We start from the raw sequence: 20,248 nt of genomic DNA on the forward strand, positions 1-20,248 counted from the left end.
TATTGAGCTGATTAAGCCCTATCTGACTTAAGAAGTCAACCATGGACACACCTATCGCGGTTCTGCTTGCCCTTCGCTGATTTCCTGCTAACGTCCCCGCCCCGGTGAGTATCGCACAAGAAATACAGAAGCGGCGGACCTTCGCCATCATCTCGCATCCGGACGCGGGTAAAACCACGTTGACGGAGAAGCTATTGCTTTATGGTGGCGCGGTGCAGTTGGCGGGGTCGGTCACTGCGCGCAAAAGTCAGCGCGCGACCACCTCCGATTGGATGGAACTGGAACGCAAGCGCGGCATTTCCATCAGCTCCACCGTGTTGCAGTTCGATTATAACGGGGTGCGCATCAATCTGCTCGATACCCCTGGCCACAAGGACTTTTCCGAAGACACGTATCGTGTGCTGACGGCGGTGGATTCGGTGGTGATGGTAATTGATTCAGCCAAGGGCATCGAGGCGCAGACGCGCAAACTGTTTGAAGTGTGCCGGCAGCGCGGGGTGCCGATCTTCACGTTCATGAACAAATGCGACCGCCCCATGCGCGAACCGCTGAAGTTGCTGGATGAGTTGGAGTATGTGCTGGGCATCGGGGCGTTCCCCGTGAATTGGCCCATCGGCACCGGGTTCGAGTTTCAAGGGGTGTATGATCGGCGCGCCAAAGAGGTGCATTTATTCGAACGCACCGTGAAGGGACAGTTCCGTGCGCCGGTATCCATTGGCAGCCTGGCCGATCCGGTGATTCGCGAGCGGTTGGACGATGTGACGTATGCCAAGGTGATGGAGGAGCTGGAGATTTTGGAACTGGCTGGGGAGTCGTTCGATGAGGAATCGGTGCTGGCCGGGCAGACCACGCCGGTCTTCTTCGGCAGCGGCATTAATAATTTCGGCGTGCAGTTGTTGCTGGATGGTTTCCTCAAGCATTCGCCGCCCCCGAGCCCGCGTGTGATGGCGGGCACGCCCATCGCCCCGGATAATCCGGCATTTTCGGGGTTCATCTTCAAGATTCAGGCAAACATGGACCCGCGGCATCGCGACCGCATCGCGTTTTTGCGCGTGTGTTCGGGGAAGTTCGAGCGGGATATGACGGTCATCCATTCGCGCACGAATAAAAAGATGCGCCTGTCCAGTTCGCATAAGTTGTTTGGCAATGAGCGCGAGACGGTGGATGAGGCGTACCCGGGGGACATCATTGGGCTGGTGGGACATTCGGAGTTTGGCATCGGCGATACGCTGACGACCGATCCGTCCATCGTGTATAAGGAAATCCCGCGGTTCACGCCGGAGGCGTTCTCCTATTTGCATAATCCGAACACGGCGAAGTATAAACAGTTTCGGCAGGGGCTGGATCAGTTATTGCAGGAAGGGGTGATCCAAGTGCTGCATTTGCGCAACGCGGCGAGCAAGGTGGCGCTGTTGGCGGCGGTCGGCCCGCTGCAATTTGAGGTGGCGCAATACCGGCTGGAAAGTGAATACGGGGCGGAGTCACGTCTGGAAGCCGCGCCATGGACGGTGGTGCGTTGGCTGCCGCCGATCTTGAAAGAGGAAGACTTGGACGCGCTTTCGCTGCCGACCGGTTCGCGCCTGGCCTATGACATGGCGCAGCATCCCGTGGTATTGTTCGCCACGGAATGGGCGGCGAATTATTTTATGGAAACCAACCAGAAAACCCCGCTATCCAAGTTGCCGGTGGAACTGCAGCCCGAGTGACGCGCCGACCTGCGCCCGATTTCGCGTTCAACGATTTAAATCATGTCCACGATCATCAATGCCACTGGAATCTCTGTTCGCTATAACGACCAGCTTTTGCTGGACGGCGCGACGCTGACGCTGGAGGACTCGGACCGGGTGGGCATGGTAGGCCGCAACGGTTGCGGGAAGTCCACCTTCCTGCGCATCCTGGCCGGATTGCAAGCGCCGGATACTGGAGAAGTGACGCGCCGGCGCGATCTGGTGGTGGGGTATCTGCCACAGAAATTTGAGTTGGACCTGACCTTGACGGTGCGGGAGAACATTCGTGGCGGGGCGCAGCATGTGCTGGATTTGATTCACGAATTCGAGTCGTTGCCCGCCACGTCGCGCAAACACGCCGAGCTGGAACAACGCATCCAGACGCTGGACGGCTGGGGGTTGGATCACCGCATTGAGACCGCCATGGCGCATCTGAATTGCCCCAGCAACGAACAGCGCATGGACACCTTGTCCGGCGGGGAACTGCGGCGCGTGGCATTATGCCGCGCCATTATTTCCCGCCCGGACCTGTTGATCCTGGACGAGCCGACCAACCATCTCGATACGGAATCCATTGAATGGGTGGCGGACTTTCTGGAGGAATACCCCGCCGCCTTCCTGCTCGTGACGCATGATCGTTATTTTCTGGACCGCGTCACCAACCGCATGGTGGAACTGTCCAATGGCACGTTCTATTCCCATGCCGGTAATTATACCGAGTACCTCTTGGCCAAGGCAGAGCGCGACGCGGCGATGGAGGTCATCGAGCATAAACGCCAGATGTTTCTGAAGCGTGAACTCGAATGGGTGCGGCGCGGCCCCATGGCGCAACGGTCCAAAGCCAAAAATCGGTTCGAGCGCTATTATGATGTCGCCGCCCAGGGACCGCCGGCGTTGGATGGCACCGTGGATTTGGTGATCCCCCCCCCGCCGCCGCTTGGCAATCGCGTCGCCGAATTGGTGAAGGTGGGCATGGAACTGGGCGGGAAACGGCTGTTCGCCAACTTGAACCTGACCTTTGCCGCCAATCAGCGCATGGGCATCACCGGGCGCAACGGCTTGGGCAAAACCACGCTGCTCAAAATCATTTTGGGCCAACTTGAGCCGACCGAAGGCTCGGTCAAACTTGGGCAACTCACGCGCTTTAATTACGTGGATCAGGGCCGGTTGCAATTGAACGAGGAACGCACCGTCCTCGAAGAAGTCAGCGACGGCACCGAATTCGTGCTCTGGGGGGAAACCCGCATTTCGTTGCGCGCATACCTGAAACGATTCCTGTTCAGCGACGAACGCATCGCCTCCCAGGTGAAACACCTCAGCGGCGGCGAGCGCAGCCGCCTGCTCCTGGCGCGCATCCTGAAGATGGGCGGAAACTTCCTGATTCTCGACGAGCCCACGAACGACCTGGACTTGGCCACGCTCCGCGTGTTGGAAGAGGCGCTGGTGGCGTTTCCGGGTGTCGTGATGGTCGTCAGCCACGACCGCTATTTTCTCAACCGCGTTTGCACCGACATCCTCGCCTTTGAAGGCGACGCCCAGGTGACCCATAGTGTCGGCGATTACGATTATTACGCGGAGAAGCGCCGCCGCCAATTGCAGGAAACGTCCGCAAATCGCAGTAAAGCCGCTCCGGCAACGCACGGTTGGACGGCAGAAGCCGCAGAGGCGCGGAAAAAGCCGACCCCCAATCGTCCGCGCAAATTATCCTTTAAGGAGACGCGTGAATTGGAGGGCATTGAGGCGGTGATTCTGGCGGCGGAAGAAAATGTGTCCCGTATCGAGGCGCTCTTCCTGGAAACGGATTTCCACCGCAAATACGGGCAGCGCATGGAGGAGCTGAACGCGGAACTCGCGGCGGACAAAGCCCGCATCACCCAACTCTACGAACGCTGGCAGGAACTGGAAGCCATTCGGGCCGGGGCTGCGCCTGCGGAATAATCTGGTTGGCCGGTCTTATTTCAACTTGGCGACGGCCACCTTCATTTCCTCAAGGTGAACCTCGGCTTTTGAGGTATCCGTCACATGCTTGATTAGTCCGTCCTTGCCAATCAGGAAACTCACGCGGCGCGCCATGTTTACACCGAAAATGCGTGTGCCATAGCCGTCGGCGATCTTCCCGTCCGTATCGGCAAGTAATGTAAAATTCAAATGCTGGTTAGCGATAAACTTCTTATGGCTGTCCGCGTTGTCAAAGCTGACACCCACGACTTCCACTTCGGCTTTCTTTAACTCTTCCAGACGATCACGCAAACCGCACGCCTGTTTGGTGCAACCGGGGGTGTTGTCCTTGGGATAGAAATAAAGCAGCACAGCCTTTTTGTTGCGTTGCGCTTCCAGGGTCCAAGCCTTGCCGTCCTGATCCAAACCGGCGATGGCAGGCGCTGGCGTGCCGACTTTGGGCAGGTCGGTTGCGGAAAGCGACATGACCGTCAGTCCGAGCATCATGGTTCCAGTCCATATCCAATTACGTATCTGCTGTTTCATAATGCGCATAACGTACTGCATGTTGGCGGCGTGTCAAAGTGGATTGCCATCAGCTCTTGAAAAGGGGTTGAATCCGGCGGGAGAACCAACTAAGGTTGACTCATGCAACACCAGCGAAAAGAACAGTAATGATGATGACGACACTCAAACGCAATTCGTATCTATTCCTTGCGGCAACCTTCATTTTGGCGGGTTGGCTGGGATTAGGGACTCCTTTGGTGACGGTTCTGTTTTCGTATTTCGTGCTGTGCAAACTGCACGTTTTTAACCGCAATTGGATGACGGTGACGTTGTTTGTGGTGTTGGTGTCCGTCATCTGCCTTGCCTTGGGTTATGTTCTGGACCAAGCCGTTAGAACCCTTCCGCTAGTAATGGAGCGCGCCGTGCCACAGGTGATCCAGGTGGCCAAAAGTCATAACTTGGAATTACCGTTTTCCGATTGGGACAGCCTGAAATCATACACCCAAATCATGATGAAAGGGGAGATGGACCATGTGACCGATGCGGCTAAAATTGCTACTAAACAATTCGTCTTTTTGATCATTGGTTTCGTGATCGCCATCAGTTTGTTTCTTAACTCGGCCAAAATGCTGCATCTGCCTGAGCACGAAGGGGAAGAAAATCTGTATGTGGCTTTTTACTCGGAAATTGCCGACCGGTTTCGCTCCCTCTACCAGTCGTTTGCCACGGTCATGGGCGCCCAGTTGTTGATTTCCACCATTAATACGACCCTGACTTCGATCTTTGTGATTTGGATTGCCTTGCCCCACGCCGTGGTCGTCATTGGGGTCACGTTCCTTTGCGGCATGTTGCCGATTGTGGGGAATCTGATTAGCAACACCGTCATTGTTGGCATTGCACTGACGGTGTCGCCGGAATTGGCCGTGTGGGCGCTGGCGTTTTTGATCGTGCTGCACAAGCTGGAGTATTTCTTGAACAGCAAAATCATCGGTAATCAGATCAAGAACCCGGTGTGGTTGACCTTGATTGCGCTGATTCTGGGGGAACGTTTGATGGGTATCACCGGAATGATCCTCGCCCCGGTCATTTTACACTTTATCCGGATTGAAGCCTCGCAGGTTAAACTCAAAGCGTGACCTGGTCAGGTGCAGCGGACCCTGATCATTCCACCGGTTTTCCGGCACCCTGCCAGGCACCATAGCCGCCTTTGAGATCCACCAGGCTGCCGAATCCCAACTTGACGAGTTTATTGCAGGCTTTGGCGCTGCGCACCCCGGCGGCACAATAGACCAGGTAAGTCTTCGTTTTATCCAACGCGGTGGCTTTCGATTCAAATTCGGTGCCAAGATAATCCACGTTTACCGCTCCTTTGACGTGGCCACCCTTGAATTCCCCCGGTGTGCGCACATCCAACACCACCACTTTGTCGCCAGCCATGAGTTGCGCAAATTCGTCTGGCCCCGCCCGTTTGATGGCGGCGGAATCCGCAGCGGAACACCCGCTCAATGCGCCCATTAAGGTCGTCAGCCAGCTAAACATTTTCAGTGTTTTCATTCGGTTACTTACTGGTTTATGGTAGCACGAAAAAGGACCCATGCCAACCCGGAACCGTTACTCCGCAAATTTAACCACCACCGACGCACGCTCGAAATCATTGGCGGCCATCAGCGGCTGGGGTTGCATTTTGGCCAAACCGGCAAGGAAACGATCCGGGATAATTTCCAGGCGCACATTATGCTGGGTGGCAATTTCATTATAATAACTGCGCGCCAGCGCAATACGGGTTTCCGTATCCGCCAGGTTTTGCTGCAAGTTGAGGAACGACGGTTGCGCCTTGAGTTCCGGGTAGCGCTCCGCCACGGCCAGCATGACCTTGCCCACGGCGGAAAAGTCCGGCCCCGCCACTCCGGGCGCGGTGGCGGTCAATTGATTGCGCAGGGCGGCAACTTCGGTTTGCAGGGTATTTTCGTAATCGCGCAGGCCGGTGACGGTGGTTACCAGGTTGGGGATCAAGTCGTGCCGACGTTTCAATTGCACCTCCACCAGCGACCACGCCTGCCGGACCCGTTGCCGCAAATCAACCAGGCTGTTGTACGCCATCCACACCCAACCAACGCTGGCCGTCAGAATATACAGCGTCCCGGCCAGCACCAGCCAGCCCGGGGCGATTCCGTTGGCTGCCCCCCGCGCCTGCTGGAAAAATACACCACTCACGGCCAACAGCAGCCCGAGGAAATGCCAGCCCCAAAAGGCCCAACCAAAACTACGGCTGATCTCCTTCTCGCTCCGCGTGGAGATCAAGTACAGGGGCGCGTTCTTATCGGCGGCGATTTCGGCGGCCACCATATCCTTGCGTTCGCGCGCCTGCCCGAGAATGTACAAAGGCACGTGCAATTCCATGGCCTGCTCGGTGAACCGCCGCCGATGATCCGAGTCCGCCACCGCCCATCCGGGACCTTTGGCATAATATAGTGGGTCCTCAGGGCCGCAGGTGACCGAGAAGACGGATTGTGGCTCCAGCGTGGCGCCTTCGGGTTGAATCAGGAGATGACCATAATCATCCTTGAGGTAGAACGGCGTCATCTCGTCGCCGCTCGCCACACTCTTCCACCCGCTCTCGTGCCGCGTGCGCGTGCGGGTATTACCCTTGTCATCCGTGTAAGTTTCGACAACGGTGCGCGACCAGTGTTCCTCCACGGAGTAGCTGTACTGCACGCAACGCCGCTCCGCCAGGAAGCTAATCAGGGGCTCCGCACATTCAGCCGTTCCCTTCACCTCGACCAACCCGATAAACACCCCGGTGGTTTTGGACGTGGGCAGATTATCCACCAACCGCTGCCGTTTGTTTGCCCGCAAGGCCAGCAGGAGGAAGATAATCGCGAGAACTCCGCCGATCACCGGCGGCAGCCACATTTCTGGAGCGCCTGCATTCATGTTACCCACAGCATACCGCCCGGGCCGCCATAGTTAAGTGGAAAATCACGCGGAATTTATAATGCCCCAGCGGCCAGGGAACAAACTATGACAAAAGTGGCGGAGAACTACCGCACCCGGCGGAGGCGTATGGCGAGGTCTTGCTCATAGTAGGGCAGGAACAGGCGCATGCTGCTACCGGCAATTTCCAGACTACCTTCCACCGTCAGTTTGCCACTGATAGGATTGAGCGATTCCACTTCATAAGCACCCGGAGGCAATTCAAACGTCAGGTCGGCCAACCCGCCGCCATTCAGATAGATTGCGTAGGCGCGGCCTGGCTCGGATAACACCTGGACGCGTTTGCCGACTGGCAGTTTGGTTTTAATGACTGCCTGATCCGGTTTCATGCGGATGAAGTCCATGCCCTCAATAAACTTCTTCAAGATGCCCAATTGTTGCCGCAGCGCCGGACTGCCGCCGCCGGGTTGTTTAGCGGGATACTCGAAGGTGCCGTCCTCGCGACCCACCGCGAACGAGTAATCCAAGTGATTGAACAGTCCGCCGCCCGCGAGTATGAATTCCCAGCCTTCCCGGCGATACGTCGCGTCATTGGTGCCTTTGAATCCGGTTTCGTTGTTGCCGATGACTTTATTCAGCGCGTAATTCATCGCCACGGCCTCGGGCGGCGAGGCGTAATGGAAATTGAAAATGGATACCGCCGGGTGTGCATTGGTGATAAGCGCTTGGCCATTGGCGATGTTCTGCGAAATCAAGTGTTGCCCCCGAAGGCTCTTTTCCTCAGCCACGATGAGGTCGGCCATGTGCTGTTGCCATGCCATGGTGACGCCGCCAAAGTACGGCTCGTTGCAGAGTTCGTAGTAGATATTCTCGAAGTTGGCGAGTTCCCCGACCAAGCGGCGGACCATCGCCTCCTGCACGGGCAGCAGCTCGCCATGCTGATCGAGCGTATAGACATTGGTGCGCCCCACGGTGCCGACGTTATTCACGTTATTCCGCACATTAAGGGGACTAAGCGCCCATTGAGCCTCATCGTAGAACGGACAAAACAGGTTAATCTCAACGAAGATATCCCGCCGCGCCGCCTCAGTGACGAAATCCCTCAGACGATTGAAATATTCCGCGTCCCATTGATTCAGGTCGAATTTATTGCCGCCATTGGCGTAACCCGGTGTGTCGCTGCGCGCCCACGGACAGAGGAAACGATTCGTCGCGGGAGCGAGCGTGTTGCTGGCGATGTTGAACGCGCCTTCGGGCTCAACGTAAGCACCGGTGAAGACCCGCGTCAGGTTCAGGCCATTGGCCGCCAGCGTGTCGAGGTACTTCACATAGTTGAAGTCCGGGTTCAGCACCGCGCCATAATGTTCGCCTGCCGTGATGAGGAGGACGGGTTTGCCGCGATACTGAAAATAGTGCGGGTTCTGCGGATGCAATTTCAGCGGGCGTACTGGCCGCATCGGCATTGCGAGCGCCGCCTCGGCGGTCAGCCCGGCACACAACCAGATTAATAATACAAACTTCATGGGTAGTGGGTACCATTGGCAGTCCGCGCTGCCAAACATTTTAGGACGCATGATGGTGCGGATGGATATGCTGCAAGATGTGCGGGCGTTCCAATCCGTGCGCCAGCATGAGTTCCTCATTGGACAACAGTTCCCTGGTTTTGCCCTCGGCCACGATGACGCCGCGTTCCATTACGATCACCCTTGGGCAAAGTTCCACCACCAGTTCCAGGTCATGGGTGGCGATCAATTGGGTGATAGGTAGGGCACGCAGCAACGCCTTCAACTCCCTGCGTCCGCGCGGGTCCAAGCCGCTGGTCGGTTCATCCAGTACCAGTATTTTGGGCTGGCACGCCAGCAAACCCGCCAGACACACCCGGCGCTTCTCCCCATGGCTGAGGTGATGCGGTGCGCGGTGCGCATAGCCATCCAGGCCGGTCTGGGTCAGCGCTTGGTTGACGCGCGTCTCCACCTCGGCTTCCGATAAACCCAACTGGCGTGGGCCAAACGCGATATCCTCGCCCACCGTGGGGCAGAACAACTGGTCATCCGGGTCTTGGAATAGCAATCCAACCTCCGCCCGGATTTGCGCCAGATTATCGCCCGCCACCGTTTTCCCAAAGACACGGATGGTCGTGGGTTTGGCCGAGAATTCGGACAATAGCCCGTTCAAATGCAAAAACAGCGTGGATTTTCCCGCGCCATTCGGCCCCACCAAGCCCACGCGCTCGCCCTCTCCAATAGTAAAAGTCACCTCGCGCAAGGCCTGCGTGCCGTCCGGGTAGCGATAACCCAACTGTTGGACTTCCAATGCGTTCATGTTTTCCACCCTCGCGCTTGCATGGCGTTGTAAATGCGTTCCGCCCGCTCGGAAGAACGTACGAATAGCTGCGCAATCACCGTGGAGAGGGCGTGCCACAGCAACCACCGTTTGGGAGTAAAGGTCCGGCATTGTCGCGCCCGCTGCATCCGGTGCATTTCCTCCAACAACACAAACACGTACCGGTGCGTCAGCGCCAGCGTGGTGACCAACAGGGCGGGAACCCGCAAGGTGCGCAACGCGCCGAGCAGTTGGGAAAAAGGCGTGCTCAGGGAAAGCAGAATCATGCAGCCCAGGCAGAGGGTGCTTTTCACCAGCATGGAGGCGAAGATTAAACCGCCATTCGGTTGAAACAGGGATAAGAGGGCGATTCCCAGAATGAAGGATTCGGCCACACATAGCCGCTTGAACACAGTCTGCCATGGAGCGCGGGTCCACAGCCCGGCCAACAACAAGGCCACGGCCGCGCCAGCCGAAATGTCCCAACGTGTCCGGGGAGCCAACGCCACGGCGATGACATAAAACAGTGCGGCAATCAGTTTGACTGTGGCGGGCAAACCGCCGTGCGCGGGAGAAGGAGATGACGGGTGAAAATGCACAGTGCTTATGAAGCGGTGTGTGGTTTTGCCGGGGTCAGCCAGCGCGCCAACAAATAGGCCAAGGCGAATGCCACAATGGTGCCCAGCGCACCGGCAATCGCTGTGCCCACGGTGGCCGAGTGCAAGCCGGGAATCACATAGTCTGGCAGCGGCGCGGCAAATAACGGTGCGGCGGCTTTATGCTCAAAGCCAAGACGTGTGGCGATGGCCTCCAATCCATCCGGCCAGGAGCAGGCCATTGGGGCAACGAAGATGGCTAACCCCAGGGAGATCAGCAAACCATGCGTTACCAATTCGCCGGCCTGCGGTTGCAGGTTTGGCTGGGAAGACTCGGAGAGCAACTCCGGTCGCGTGCGGGCGATGGCCGCCACCACCAAAGTGGTGATGAACGCCTCCCCGATGCCAATCACCAGGTGAACCAACGTCATCGCCGGCAGCGCTAGATTCCAGGCGACCGTGCCGGATAGCGCGAGTTGCCCCGCGCAACCAATGGCGGCGGCCACCGTCGAAACCCAGGCGGCGAACGCGGTCGCCAACAATTGGACGCGCAAACTAGAACCCGCGATGCGCCGCACGGCCAGATACACGCCATATCCGGTGCCGGTGGCCAGGATCGCCATGTTGAAAATGTTCGCCCCAAGGGCGGTCACCCCACCGTCATTGAACAGCAGGCATTGCAGGATCAGGACGGCGCTGAGCACCAGCATGGCGGCGCTTGGCCCCAGGAGCACGGCGGCCAGCGTGGCCCCGATCAGATGCCCGGAGGTGCCCCCGTACACCGGAAAATTAAGCATTTGCGCCGCGAACACGAACGCCGCCGCCAACCCGATCAAGGGCACGCGTGCCGGTGTCAGCCGCCGCCGGATTTGCCGCATCGCCAAAGCCAGCGCCCCGGCGGAAATGACCGTGCCGGCCACCGCCGTTTTACCATCCAAAAATCCATCTGGAATATGCATCGCGCGCATTCATTAAAACGCGTCATACGATTTATGCAATAAATATTACGTTCAGTTTTCTCCTCATGGTTGAAACTGCGTCGGGCGTCGGACGGTTTTCAAGCGCCCACTGTTCGTTGGACCATCGAATTGGCGCAGGTTGTTGCTGCTTGAATTAAGCCTGGCATAACGACGGGGATTAGGTTGGGTAGGGGAAATTCTTGGGGGGCCGGTTATTTCCTTCGCTAACTTCCACTGCAAAACATTGACAAACTAGCCTTGCTCATGGTTCCTTGACGGGACTAAATAACGGTATGCATCGGACGTTTGCCTTAAACTGCTGGTTGTGCCGCGAAGCAGGCGCTTCGCGAGCCGCCGTCATTCGTTTTTCCCCATGAATTCCTCCGCCGAACCATTCCTGCCATTTGCCAAACCGGCCATTAGTGCCGCCGCCATCGCTGAAGTCACCGCGTGCCTGGAATCCGGGTGGATCACCACGGGGCCGCGCACGAAACAGTTTGAGAAGATGTTGCAGGAATACGTGGGGGCCCCTTCCGCCCAAGCGTGTTCTTCCGCCACCGCAGGCTTGCTGATGGCGCTGCTTAGCTTGGATTTGCAGCCGGGCGAGGAGGTCATCACCACGCCCATGACGTTTGCCGCCACGCTGAACACCATTGTGTTGGCGGGTGGCGTCCCGGTGCTCGTGGATGTGGAGCCGGGTACGTACAATATGGACGTGACGCGGTTGGCCAAAGCGATCACGCCGCGCACGCGCGCGATCATGCCGGTGCACTTCGCCGGGTTGCCGGTGGATCTGGACCCGCTCTACGAACTGGCGCGGCAACATAAGCTGCGGGTCATCGAAGACGCCGCCCACTCCATCGGCGCAACCTACAAAGGTCGGAAGCTTGGTAGCTTCGGGGATACGCAGGTGTTCAGTTTTCATCCCAATAAGAATATGACCACCGGGGAAGGCGGTTGCGTGGTTACGCGGGATGAGGCGATGGTGAAGCGCATCACCCTGCTGCGGTTCCACGGTATTGACCGCGAGGCTTGGGCGCGCTTTCACAAGGGTGGCAGCCCCCATTACGAGATCGTGCTGGCGGGGTACAAATTCAATTTCATGGACCTTCAGGCCGCACTAGGCATACATCAGTTGCCGGAGTTGGACGGCTTCAACCGGCGGCGCGGCGAGTTGGTGAATCGGTATTACGAGCACGTGGGCGCATGGAAGGCGCTGACGCTGCCGTCCCGCCCAAGCTACGAGCATACACATGCCTGGCACCTGTTCGCGCCGCTGATTAACCCGGAGGTCGCCGGCTTGGACCGCGACCAATTCATTGACGCCCTTAAGGAGCACAACGTTGGCACGGGCGTGCATTACCGCGCGATTCACTTGAGCCCGTTCTATCAGGACAAGTACGGGTTTAAGCGCGGCGATTTCCCGAATGCCGAGGCCATCTCGGACCGCGTCGTCAGCCTGCCGCTGTTCCCGACCATGACCGAGCATGAGCAGAACCGGGTCATCCGCGCCATGGCGGCGATCTTTAAACTTTCCTCTCCCGTATGAGCGCCATCCAGTTATCCGTCGTCATCCCGGTCTTCAATGAAGAGGCGAACCTGCGCCCGCTGTTCGAGCGCCTGACCAAGGTCATGGACGCGCTCAACAAACCGTGGGAGGTGATCTTCACCAACGACGGGAGTTCCGATCGCTCAATGGAGTTGCTGCGGGAATTTCATCGCCTGCGCCCCGCGCAGGTGCGCGTGATTGATTTCAACGGCAACTTTGGCCAGCACACCGCCATCATGGCCGCCTTTGAGCGGGTGCGCGGGGAAATTATCATTACCCTCGACGCCGACCTGCAAAATCCGCCGGAGGAAATCCCGAAGTTGCTCGCCAAGATGGATGAGGGCTACGACGCCGTGGGCGGTTGTCGTACCAAGCGCAAGGATTCCTTTATGCGCAAGTCTTCCTCGCGCCTGATTAACTACGTGCGCGAGGTGACCACGGATATCCGCATGACCGATCAAGGCTGCATGCTGCGCGCGTATCGCCGCCCGGTCGTCAAGGCGATTGTCCAGACCGGCGAGCGCTCGCTCTTCATTCCCGCGCTGGCGTATAAGTTCGCTGGAAGATCCGGCGAGGTGGAGGTCAACCACGACGAGCGGGCCGCCGGGGAATCCAAGTACAGCTATTATAAGCTTATCCGCCTGAACTTCGACCTGATCACCGGCTTCACGCTGGTCCCGCTGCAATTGTTCACGCTGTTCGGTTTCGTGGTTTCCGGCCTGAGCGCCATCCTGGTGCTCTACATGGCCTATCGCCGCATTTTTATGGGGCCGGAACTGGAAGGCGGCTTCACGCTGTTCGCCATCATGTTCTTCATGGTTAGCGTGGCGATCACCGGCATCGGCTTGATCGGCGAGTACGTGGGCCGCACCTACCAAATGGTCATGCGCCGCCCGCGCTACGTCACCCGGCAAGTTCTGGAGCAAGTGGAAGAGAGTAAAAAGTTGCATGAGTAAACCGCGCGTCATCGTCTTTGGTTATAGCGAAGTCGGCTACCAATGCCTGGAGCTGCTGTTGCGCCGTCAGGCCAACATCGTCGCGGTGTTTACCCACGCGGACAACCCCACTGAGAACCATTGGTTTCGCTCGGTAGCGGATCTGGCGCGCCAGCATCAGGTGCCGGTCTTCACTCCCGAGACGCTCAGCCCGCCGGAATGCGAAGCCCAGTTGCGGACGCTTGCGCCGGATTTGATGTTCTCCTTTTACTATCGGAAGATGATCCCCTCGCGCCTGCTGGACCTCGCCCCGCTCGGCGCGTTCAACATGCACGGCTCGTATCTGCCCAAGTATCGCGGCAAAGCGCCCGTCAATTGGGCGGTGCTGCAGGGCGCGACGCAGATCGGCGCCACCCTGCATTACATGGTCAAGCGCGCGGATGCCGGCGATATCGTGGATCAGGAAGCCGTGCCCATCGGGCCCGAGGAAACCGCCGCGCAGATCATGGAGAAAGTGCAACAGGCCGCCATCAAGGTGTTGGAACGGCAACTGGACAACCTGCTCGCCGGGCGTGCGCCGCGCCACCCGCAGGATGAGAGCCAGGCCACCTACTTCAGCGGACGCAAGCCGGAGGATGGCCGCATCCAGTGGACCCAACCGGCCACCGTCATCTTTAACCTGGTCCGCGCCGTCACCCGCCCGTACCCCGGCGCATTCACCGATCTTATGGATGCCCGCATGTTGGTCTGGTGGGCCAGGCCACTGCCGGGCGCGACGAGCGGCAAGCCGGGCGAAATCGTGCGCGTGAATCCCCTGACGGTGGCTACCGGCCAGGGCCTGTTGGAAATTTCGGATGCCCAGTGGGTCCAGCGGGATAACCCGGCGCAATCCATCCCCGCGCCCGCGCTGCAACCCGGCCAATGTTTTTCGGATTCCCCATCGGCAACGCTTAACCCTCCACCCCATTAAAACGTGAGCAAAAAAATCCTCATCCTCGGCGTCAACGGCTTCATCGGAAACAGCCTGACGTGGCGCATTCTCAACACGCGCGACTACGATATCTACGGCATGGACATGAGCGACAATAAGCTGTCGCATTGTCTCGGCCACAAGCGCTTTCATTTCTTCGAGGGCGACATCACGATCAACCGCGAGTGGATCGAATATCACGTACGCAAGTGCGACGTCATCGTGCCGCTGGTGGCGATCGCCACGCCGGCCCTGTACGTCAAGGACCCGCTGCGTGTCTTCGAATTGGACTTCGAGGCCAACATGGAGATCGTCCGCAAATGCGTCCAGTACAAGAAGCGCCTGGTTTTCCCGTCCACCTCGGAAATCTACGGCATGGCCAAGGATGCCGAGTTCGACGAGTACACCACCAACCTGACCTACGGGCCGATCCCGAAGCAGCGCTGGATTTACGCCTGCATCAAGCAACTCCTGGACCGCGTCATCTTTGCCTACGGCGAGAACAAGGGGCTCGATTACTCCCTGTTCCGGCCCTTCAATTTCATCGGGCCGAAGCTCGACGACATCAACGAGCCCAAGGAGGGCAGCTCTCGCGTCGTCACCCAGTTTATCCACAACCTCGTTCACGGCAAGCCGATCAAGCTGGTGGATGGCGGGCAGCAGCGGCGCTGCTTTACGTTTATTGACGACGGCGTGGATTGCCTGACGCGCATCATTGACAACAAGGATGGCGTCGCGACCCGCCGCATCTTCAACATCGGCAACCCCGCCATGAATTATTCCATCCGCGACCTCGCCTATATGCTCGTGGACATCATCAAGACGGAGCCGGACTTCGCCGAGTTCCGCCCCATGGCGGAGAAGGCGCAGATTGTCGAGGTGGACTCCGGCGAATATTATGGCACGGCCTACCAGGACATCATCCACCGCGTGCCCTCCATCAAGGAGGCGGAAAAGCACCTGGGCTGGAAGCCGACCACCGACCTACGCACGGCGCTCAAGCTCACGCTGGACTACCACCTGCGCAATAATAATTACGAGCTGAACATCAACGAGACCCGCTAGCGGATGGGGGACGCCGCGCCACAACTCGCCATCAAGATTGACGTGGATACCTACCGCGGCACGCGCGAAGGCGTGCCCGCGCTGGTGGCGCTGCTCAAGCGGATGCGCGTGCCCGCCACCTTCCTCTTCAGCCTGGGGCCGGACAACACCGGCCGCGCCATCACCCGCATCTTCCGCCCCGGCTTCTTCAAGAAAGTTTCCCGCACCAACGTGACCAAGCTCTACGGCTACCGCACGCTGCTTTCCGGCACGCTGCTGCCCGCGCCGCACATTGGCCGCCGCTGCGAAGCTTTGCTGCGGCAGGTGCGCGATCAGGGCTTTCCCGTGGGGATTCATTGCCACGACCATTACCGCTGGCAGGACCACCTGGCCGGCATGTCCCTCGATGAAACCCGCCGCGAATTCCAGCAGGCCGTCGCGGAATTCGAGCGCGTCTTTGGCGAACCGCCCCAGACCGCCGGCGCGCCCGGCTGGCAAACCACCGTCCACAGCCTGCAAGCTTACGACGAGGCGCACCTCCTCTACGCGAGCGACTGCCGCGGCACCACGCCGTTCCTGCCGCGCGCCCACGGCCTGACCTTCCGCACGCCGCAGATCCCCACCACCTTGCCCACGCTGGATGAACTGCTCGGCCGCCCGGAATATCCGGACGCCGCCATCGTGCCCCATTACCTGAAGCTGCTGCGGCGCGACACGCCCAACATCCTCACCAGCCACGCCGAGATCGAAGGCAACCATTACCTGGGGCTGTTCGAGGAACTGCTCGCCGCCGCCCAGCGCCAGGGCGTGCAATTCACCACCATGGAAGCGCTGGCCGCGGACCTTGCGAAGCACCCGCAAACCCTGCCGATTTGCGACGTGGCAGCCGGCACAGTGGATGGCCGCTCCGGCACCGTGACCGTGCAACTGCCCGCCGCGTAGAAGCTGCCTCCGGCTGCTTTTTTCTTTCCCCCCACCCGCCCGTTTCCAAATCGGGTTGAAAGCGCATTGGAATTAGCTGGAAAATTTGTTTGATATTTTCCGCGCGGTTCCCATGATTTGGCCATGAGCGACGCGACGTTATTGACCATTGAACTGCCGGGCATCCGCAAACTTAAGAGCGGCAAGGTCCGCGAGATATTTGATTTGGGGGACCGCTTCCTGTTTGTGGCCACTGATCGCATCTCCGCGTTTGACTGCATCATGCCCAACGGCATCCCGCGCAAAGGCGAGGTATTGACGCAAATTTCCCATTTCTGGTTTGACCGCACTGAAGCGCTGGTGCCGAACCATCGCCTGGCGAAGAGCGCGGACCCGCTCCCCGCTTCGCTGCAACCTTACACCGCCCAACTCGCCGGACGCAGCATGATTGTCAAAAAGGCCGAACCCCTGGCCATCGAGTGCGTGGTGCGCGGCTACCTGGCGGGCTCGGGCTGGAAGGAATACAAGAGCCAGCAGACGGTGTGCGGCATCAAGCTGCCGCCGGGCCTTCAGGAATCTTCGGAATTGCCGGAGCCCATTTTTACCCCGGCCACCAAGGCCGAGACCGGTCATGATGAGAATATTGATTTCGCCCGCGCCGCCCAAATCGTCGGCCCTGCGATTGCCGAGCAGGCGCGCGATCTCAGTTTGAAGATTTATCGTTCGGCCCGCGAATATGCGCGGCAGCGCGGCATCCTCATCGCCGACACCAAATTCGAGTTTGGCCTGTTCGAGGGCAAGCTGATTCTGATTGATGAAGTGTTGACGCCGGACTCCTCCCGCTTTTGGCCCACCGACCGCTACGAACCCGGACGCGGCCAACCGAGTTTTGACAAGCAGTTTGTCCGGGACTACCTGGAAACGCTGGATTGGGACAAGACTCCTCCCGCGCCGGCGCTGCCGCCCGAGGTGGTGGCCCGCAGCCAGGCAAAATACCTGGAGGCCTACGAGCGCCTGACGGGGAAAAAGCTGTAGCCTGACCCGGATATATCAGCGAACCCGCGCTCCATTTGCGCATTGCGAAAGTTCAGCCCACCGGCTATTGAGAACCTGTCGTTCGCGTACGTAAACCCAATGACGTGTTAATCATGAGCAATTCAAACGCAACCTTGCGCTCCCGCTTGAGCTATGAACCGCAGGCGCTGAAGTTCGGCACCAGCGGACGGCGCGGGGAAGTCATTCACCTGACCCAACTAGAAATCTATATCAACGCGCTGGCGGAATTGGAATATCTGCGCTCGCTGCCCGCCGGCGAAGGCGGCCTCCGCGCCGGGGACCCGTTTTACTTCGCGTATGATCTGCGCCCGAGTTCCAGCCGGTTCGTGCCGGAGCAGCAAGGCCGGGGAGAACTTGCGCAGGCCATCGCGCAAGCCATCCAGGATGCCGGGTTGCGCCCGGTCAATCTGGGGGCCATCCCCACCCCTGCCCTCACCTGTTACGCCCTCGCGCAAGGCTGCGGCAGCATCATGGTCACCGGCAGCCACATTCCGTTTGATCGCAACGGCTACAAAACCAATTCCGCCAAGGGCGAGCTGTTGAAGCGGGACGAAGCGCCCATCAACGCGCGCGTCGAGGAAGTGCGGGCGCGCGTGTACCGCCAGCCGTTCGCGGACGCGCTGTTCGATGAGCGCGGCATGTTCAAGACCGGTTCCCGCCCGCTCCCGGCGGCCACCGATGCGGCGCGCCGCTTTTATCATCGGCGTTACCTGGAGTTCTTTGGCGCGGGCAGCTTGAAGGGCTTGCGCCTACTGGTCTATCAACACTCCGCCGTGGGGCGCGATCTGTTCGTGGAAGTGCTGGAGAGTCTGGGGGCCGAGGTCTTCCCCGCCGGGCGCAGTGACGCCTTTGTGCCGATTGACACGGAGAACATTGACCAGGCGCAACTGGCGCAGATCCAGCAACTGCTGGACGCCGTGACCGCCCAACACGGGCCGGTACACGCGGTGGTCTCGCTGGATGGCGATAGTGATCGCCCGCTGCTCCTGGGCGTGGAAGCCCACGCCTCCGCCGGCGGCACGCACTATCAAGCGCGCTTTTACGGCGGCGACCTCGTCGGCATGGTCGTGGCGGAATTCCTGCGCGCGGATGCCGTGGTCGTGCCCATCAGTTGCAACGACGCCATTGATCGCGGCCCGTTGCGGGACCGGCTGGAGCCCAAGACGCGCATCGGCTCCCCCTTCGTCATCGCCGGCATGGAAGCAGCGCGCGCCCAAGGCCGCCGCCGGGTGTGCGGTTGGGAGGCCAACGGCGGGTTCCTCACCGGCTCGGAGGTGGAACGCCAGGGCCGGGTGCTCACCGCGCTGCCCACGCGGGATGCCCTGCTGCCGATCCTGTGTACGCTCGCCGCCATGCAAGAACAGGGCCTCACCATGGGCCAACTCTTCGACCGCCTGCCCAAGCGCTTCAGCAAAGCCGCCTTGCTCAAGAATTTCCCGCGCCCGATCAGCCAAAAGATCATCGCCCGCTTCTCGCTGGCGAATGCGGACATTCGCGAACTCGTCATTTCCCCAGGTAGCCGCCGAGGTAACGAGGCGGAACCAGGAATTTCGGAATGCGGAACGCGGAATGCGGAATGCGGAACCGGCCGAGGCAACGAGTATTCCGCCATTCGCAATCCGCAATCCGCAATCTCCGATGTCCGTCTCCTTACCTCGACGGCTACGAGCGCGGATGAAGTTGCCCGCATCGTGCGCGAATTATCCAGCGTGTTCAGCGCCGCCCATGGCTTTGATGCCGTGGCGAAGGTGAATTACACGGATGGCCTCCGCATCTATTTCCACAACGGGGATGTGGCGCACGTCCGCCCCTCGGGCAACGCGGATGAACTGCGCATCTACGCCGTGGCCGACTGCCAGGAACGCGCCAACACCATCGCCCAACTGGGCGTGGCCGAACCGATGGGATTGCTGCGCACGCTGGAAAAGATGGTGGCGCAATAAACGCGGAATTCCCTTCCTGCCCGTTGACGAGCGCAATCAATGGGTGGGAGGAAGACGAAGATCATTTATTCAAAATTCCATTTGCTATAAAGGCAGCCGAATACAAAGTCACCCAGCAAATCGCTCCGATGAAGTATGGCGCAAAATACAACCGAGCTTCCCTTGATCTGCATCGTTCAGAACATAATCGAGCAATGATGTAACCGATACCTACGACCACCAACACCATAACAGAAACCGTCTGATGAATACTATAACGCGAATTTAAGTTGGCTTTGGATAGGGTAAAGCCGACACTTAACGCTAGTACGATCCACCCAATAGCACAGACAATTCTTCCAACTAGAGTGACTTTCTCAGGAGATTTCATCTTTAGCTTAACAGTCTTCCTGAACGCCCTTCGCGTTCATGGTTTCCGGTGGCCAGTTGGTTTTCATGGTGCCGACTATCCCTAAAAAGGACCCGCCAGTCAATTGCAAAACGGCATGGCGTAGATGTGTGGGGTCTTGCCAGGCATGGTTTCTGGCATCCCTTTGGGATGCATTGGGTGTATTGGATGGCTTTCCGGAGGTCATGCCCTGTTTCCCTCATGACGACTACTATATGTCATCCCTCGCGGGATGAGGTGGCGGGGCCTTGTGTATTTCGATGCCTGCCGGGAAATTTCGTGCCGTGCCACCGTACCGCAGACTTCCAAGTCTGCTGTATCGCCGACTTCCCAGTCGGCAGACGGTTTGTCATTTCCCAGCGCGCTCGAATTCCTAACGCCTTGCAGGTTAGGAAACCTGCGATACAGCAGACTTGGAAGTCTGCGGTACGAAACGCGGCGGCACGCTTCCCAGTACCG

At 59.0% G+C, this 20,248-nt stretch carries 17 protein-coding genes; 10 read left to right on the plus strand and 7 right to left on the minus strand.

From position 1 onward, the window contains the following. Positions 1 to 104: 104 nt before the first annotated feature. Entirely contained in the window at positions 105 to 1,706 is a 1,602-nt protein-coding gene (locus tag WCO56_14730) for a peptide chain release factor 3 (GenBank protein ID MEI7730826.1), read from the plus strand. A gap of 42 nt (positions 1,707 to 1,748) precedes the next feature. Continuing rightward, on the plus strand, positions 1,749 to 3,665 hold the full coding sequence (locus WCO56_14735; GenBank protein MEI7730827.1) for an ABC-F family ATP-binding cassette domain-containing protein: 1,917 nt from the start codon (positions 1,749 to 1,751) through the stop codon (positions 3,663 to 3,665). 15 nt (positions 3,666 to 3,680) lie between these two features. On the opposite strand, the gene WCO56_14740 is transcribed toward WCO56_14735, so the two are convergent. Then, positions 3,681 to 4,172: a peroxiredoxin gene (locus tag WCO56_14740; protein MEI7730828.1), complete on the minus strand. Its 492-nt coding sequence runs from the start codon at positions 4,170 to 4,172 to the stop codon at positions 3,681 to 3,683. 167 nt (positions 4,173 to 4,339) lie between these two features. Here WCO56_14740 and WCO56_14745 point away from each other — a divergent pair, with 167 nt between their 5' ends. Next, a complete protein-coding gene (locus WCO56_14745) occupies positions 4,340 to 5,308 on the plus strand; it encodes an AI-2E family transporter (protein ID MEI7730829.1) in 969 nt (322 codons plus the stop codon). Positions 5,309 to 5,333: 25 nt separating this feature from the next. Here the strand turns inward: WCO56_14745 and WCO56_14750 are convergent, their stop codons facing one another. The 6 genes from WCO56_14750 to WCO56_14775 form a co-directional block, all read right to left on the minus strand. After that, positions 5,334 to 5,726 carry a rhodanese-like domain-containing protein gene (locus tag WCO56_14750; GenBank protein ID MEI7730830.1) on the minus strand — a complete coding sequence of 131 codons (393 nt, stop codon included), beginning with the start codon at positions 5,724 to 5,726 and terminating at the stop codon, positions 5,334 to 5,336. A gap of 57 nt (positions 5,727 to 5,783) precedes the next feature. Beyond that, a complete protein-coding gene (locus WCO56_14755) occupies positions 5,784 to 7,106 on the minus strand; it encodes a LemA family protein (GenBank protein ID MEI7730831.1) in 1,323 nt (440 codons plus the stop codon). Positions 7,107 to 7,213: 107 nt separating this feature from the next. After that, positions 7,214 to 8,629 carry a hypothetical protein gene (locus WCO56_14760; GenBank protein ID MEI7730832.1) on the minus strand — a complete coding sequence of 472 codons (1,416 nt, stop codon included), beginning with the start codon at positions 8,627 to 8,629 and terminating at the stop codon, positions 7,214 to 7,216. A gap of 40 nt (positions 8,630 to 8,669) precedes the next feature. Then, positions 8,670 to 9,428, minus strand: coding sequence for an energy-coupling factor ABC transporter ATP-binding protein (locus tag WCO56_14765; GenBank protein ID MEI7730833.1), 759 nt, complete (start codon positions 9,426 to 9,428; stop codon positions 8,670 to 8,672). Next, a complete protein-coding gene (gene cbiQ, locus WCO56_14770; GenBank protein ID MEI7730834.1) occupies positions 9,425 to 10,027 on the minus strand; it encodes a cobalt ECF transporter T component CbiQ in 603 nt (200 codons plus the stop codon). The genes WCO56_14765 and cbiQ overlap by 4 nt, the downstream gene beginning before the upstream one ends. 5 nt (positions 10,028 to 10,032) lie before the next feature. Beyond that, positions 10,033 to 10,983: an energy-coupling factor ABC transporter permease gene (locus WCO56_14775; protein MEI7730835.1), complete on the minus strand. Its 951-nt coding sequence runs from the start codon at positions 10,981 to 10,983 to the stop codon at positions 10,033 to 10,035. Positions 10,984 to 11,356: 373 nt separating this feature from the next. On the opposite strand from WCO56_14775, the gene WCO56_14780 reads away from it, so the two are divergent. The 7 genes from WCO56_14780 to WCO56_14810 all read left to right on the plus strand — a co-directional run bounded on the left by WCO56_14780 (position 11,357) and on the right by WCO56_14810 (position 19,401). Further along, the gene (locus WCO56_14780; GenBank protein ID MEI7730836.1) at positions 11,357 to 12,532 is read left to right on the plus strand and encodes a DegT/DnrJ/EryC1/StrS aminotransferase family protein; all 1,176 of its coding nucleotides are present in this window, start codon (positions 11,357 to 11,359) and stop codon (positions 12,530 to 12,532) included. Further along, entirely contained in the window at positions 12,529 to 13,488 is a 960-nt protein-coding gene (locus tag WCO56_14785) for a glycosyltransferase (GenBank protein ID MEI7730837.1), read from the plus strand. The genes WCO56_14780 and WCO56_14785 overlap by 4 nt, the downstream gene beginning before the upstream one ends. Next, a complete protein-coding gene (locus WCO56_14790) occupies positions 13,481 to 14,437 on the plus strand; it encodes a formyltransferase (protein ID MEI7730838.1) in 957 nt (318 codons plus the stop codon). The genes WCO56_14785 and WCO56_14790 overlap by 8 nt, the downstream gene beginning before the upstream one ends. 3 nt (positions 14,438 to 14,440) lie before the next feature. Further along, a complete protein-coding gene (locus tag WCO56_14795; GenBank protein MEI7730839.1) occupies positions 14,441 to 15,502 on the plus strand; it encodes a bifunctional UDP-4-keto-pentose/UDP-xylose synthase in 1,062 nt (353 codons plus the stop codon). A gap of 3 nt (positions 15,503 to 15,505) precedes the next feature. Continuing rightward, complete coding sequence (locus WCO56_14800; GenBank protein ID MEI7730840.1) at positions 15,506 to 16,423, plus strand: polysaccharide deacetylase family protein; 918 nt, start codon at positions 15,506 to 15,508, stop codon at positions 16,421 to 16,423. A gap of 123 nt (positions 16,424 to 16,546) precedes the next feature. Next, positions 16,547 to 17,437, plus strand: a complete 891-nt coding sequence (locus tag WCO56_14805; GenBank protein MEI7730841.1) for a phosphoribosylaminoimidazolesuccinocarboxamide synthase — start codon at positions 16,547 to 16,549, stop codon at positions 17,435 to 17,437. Between the two features lie 113 nt (positions 17,438 to 17,550). Further along, entirely contained in the window at positions 17,551 to 19,401 is a 1,851-nt protein-coding gene (locus tag WCO56_14810) for a hypothetical protein (GenBank protein ID MEI7730842.1), read from the plus strand. The last annotated feature ends 847 nt before the right edge of the window (positions 19,402 to 20,248 follow it).

Source organism: Verrucomicrobiota bacterium (assembly GCA_037139415.1).
Lineage (GTDB): Bacteria > Verrucomicrobiota > Verrucomicrobiia > Limisphaerales > Fontisphaeraceae > JBAXGN01.

Excerpts from the sequence above, each read along its gene's own strand:
- WCO56_14765 (MEI7730833.1), bottom strand. The coding sequence starts at position 9,428 with ATGAACGCATTGGAAGTCCAACAGTTGGGTTATCGCTACCCGGACGGC.
- WCO56_14810 (MEI7730842.1), top strand. The coding sequence starts at position 17,551 with ATGAGCAATTCAAACGCAACCTTGCGCTCCCGCTTGAGCTATGAACCG.
- WCO56_14760 (MEI7730832.1), bottom strand. The coding sequence starts at position 8,629 with ATGAAGTTTGTATTATTAATCTGGTTGTGTGCCGGGCTGACCGCCGAG.
- WCO56_14745 (MEI7730829.1), top strand. The coding sequence starts at position 4,340 with ATGATGATGACGACACTCAAACGCAATTCGTATCTATTCCTTGCGGCA.
- WCO56_14800 (MEI7730840.1), top strand. The coding sequence starts at position 15,506 with ATGGGGGACGCCGCGCCACAACTCGCCATCAAGATTGACGTGGATACC.
- WCO56_14780 (MEI7730836.1), top strand. The coding sequence starts at position 11,357 with ATGAATTCCTCCGCCGAACCATTCCTGCCATTTGCCAAACCGGCCATT.
- WCO56_14755 (MEI7730831.1), bottom strand. The coding sequence starts at position 7,106 with ATGAATGCAGGCGCTCCAGAAATGTGGCTGCCGCCGGTGATCGGCGGA.
- WCO56_14790 (MEI7730838.1), top strand. The coding sequence starts at position 13,481 with ATGAGTAAACCGCGCGTCATCGTCTTTGGTTATAGCGAAGTCGGCTAC.
- WCO56_14775 (MEI7730835.1), bottom strand. The coding sequence starts at position 10,983 with ATGCATATTCCAGATGGATTTTTGGATGGTAAAACGGCGGTGGCCGGC.
- WCO56_14735 (MEI7730827.1), top strand. The coding sequence starts at position 1,749 with ATGTCCACGATCATCAATGCCACTGGAATCTCTGTTCGCTATAACGAC.
- WCO56_14750 (MEI7730830.1), bottom strand. The coding sequence starts at position 5,726 with ATGAAAACACTGAAAATGTTTAGCTGGCTGACGACCTTAATGGGCGCA.
- WCO56_14805 (MEI7730841.1), top strand. The coding sequence starts at position 16,547 with ATGAGCGACGCGACGTTATTGACCATTGAACTGCCGGGCATCCGCAAA.
- WCO56_14785 (MEI7730837.1), top strand. The coding sequence starts at position 12,529 with ATGAGCGCCATCCAGTTATCCGTCGTCATCCCGGTCTTCAATGAAGAG.
- WCO56_14740 (MEI7730828.1), bottom strand. The coding sequence starts at position 4,172 with ATGATGCTCGGACTGACGGTCATGTCGCTTTCCGCAACCGACCTGCCC.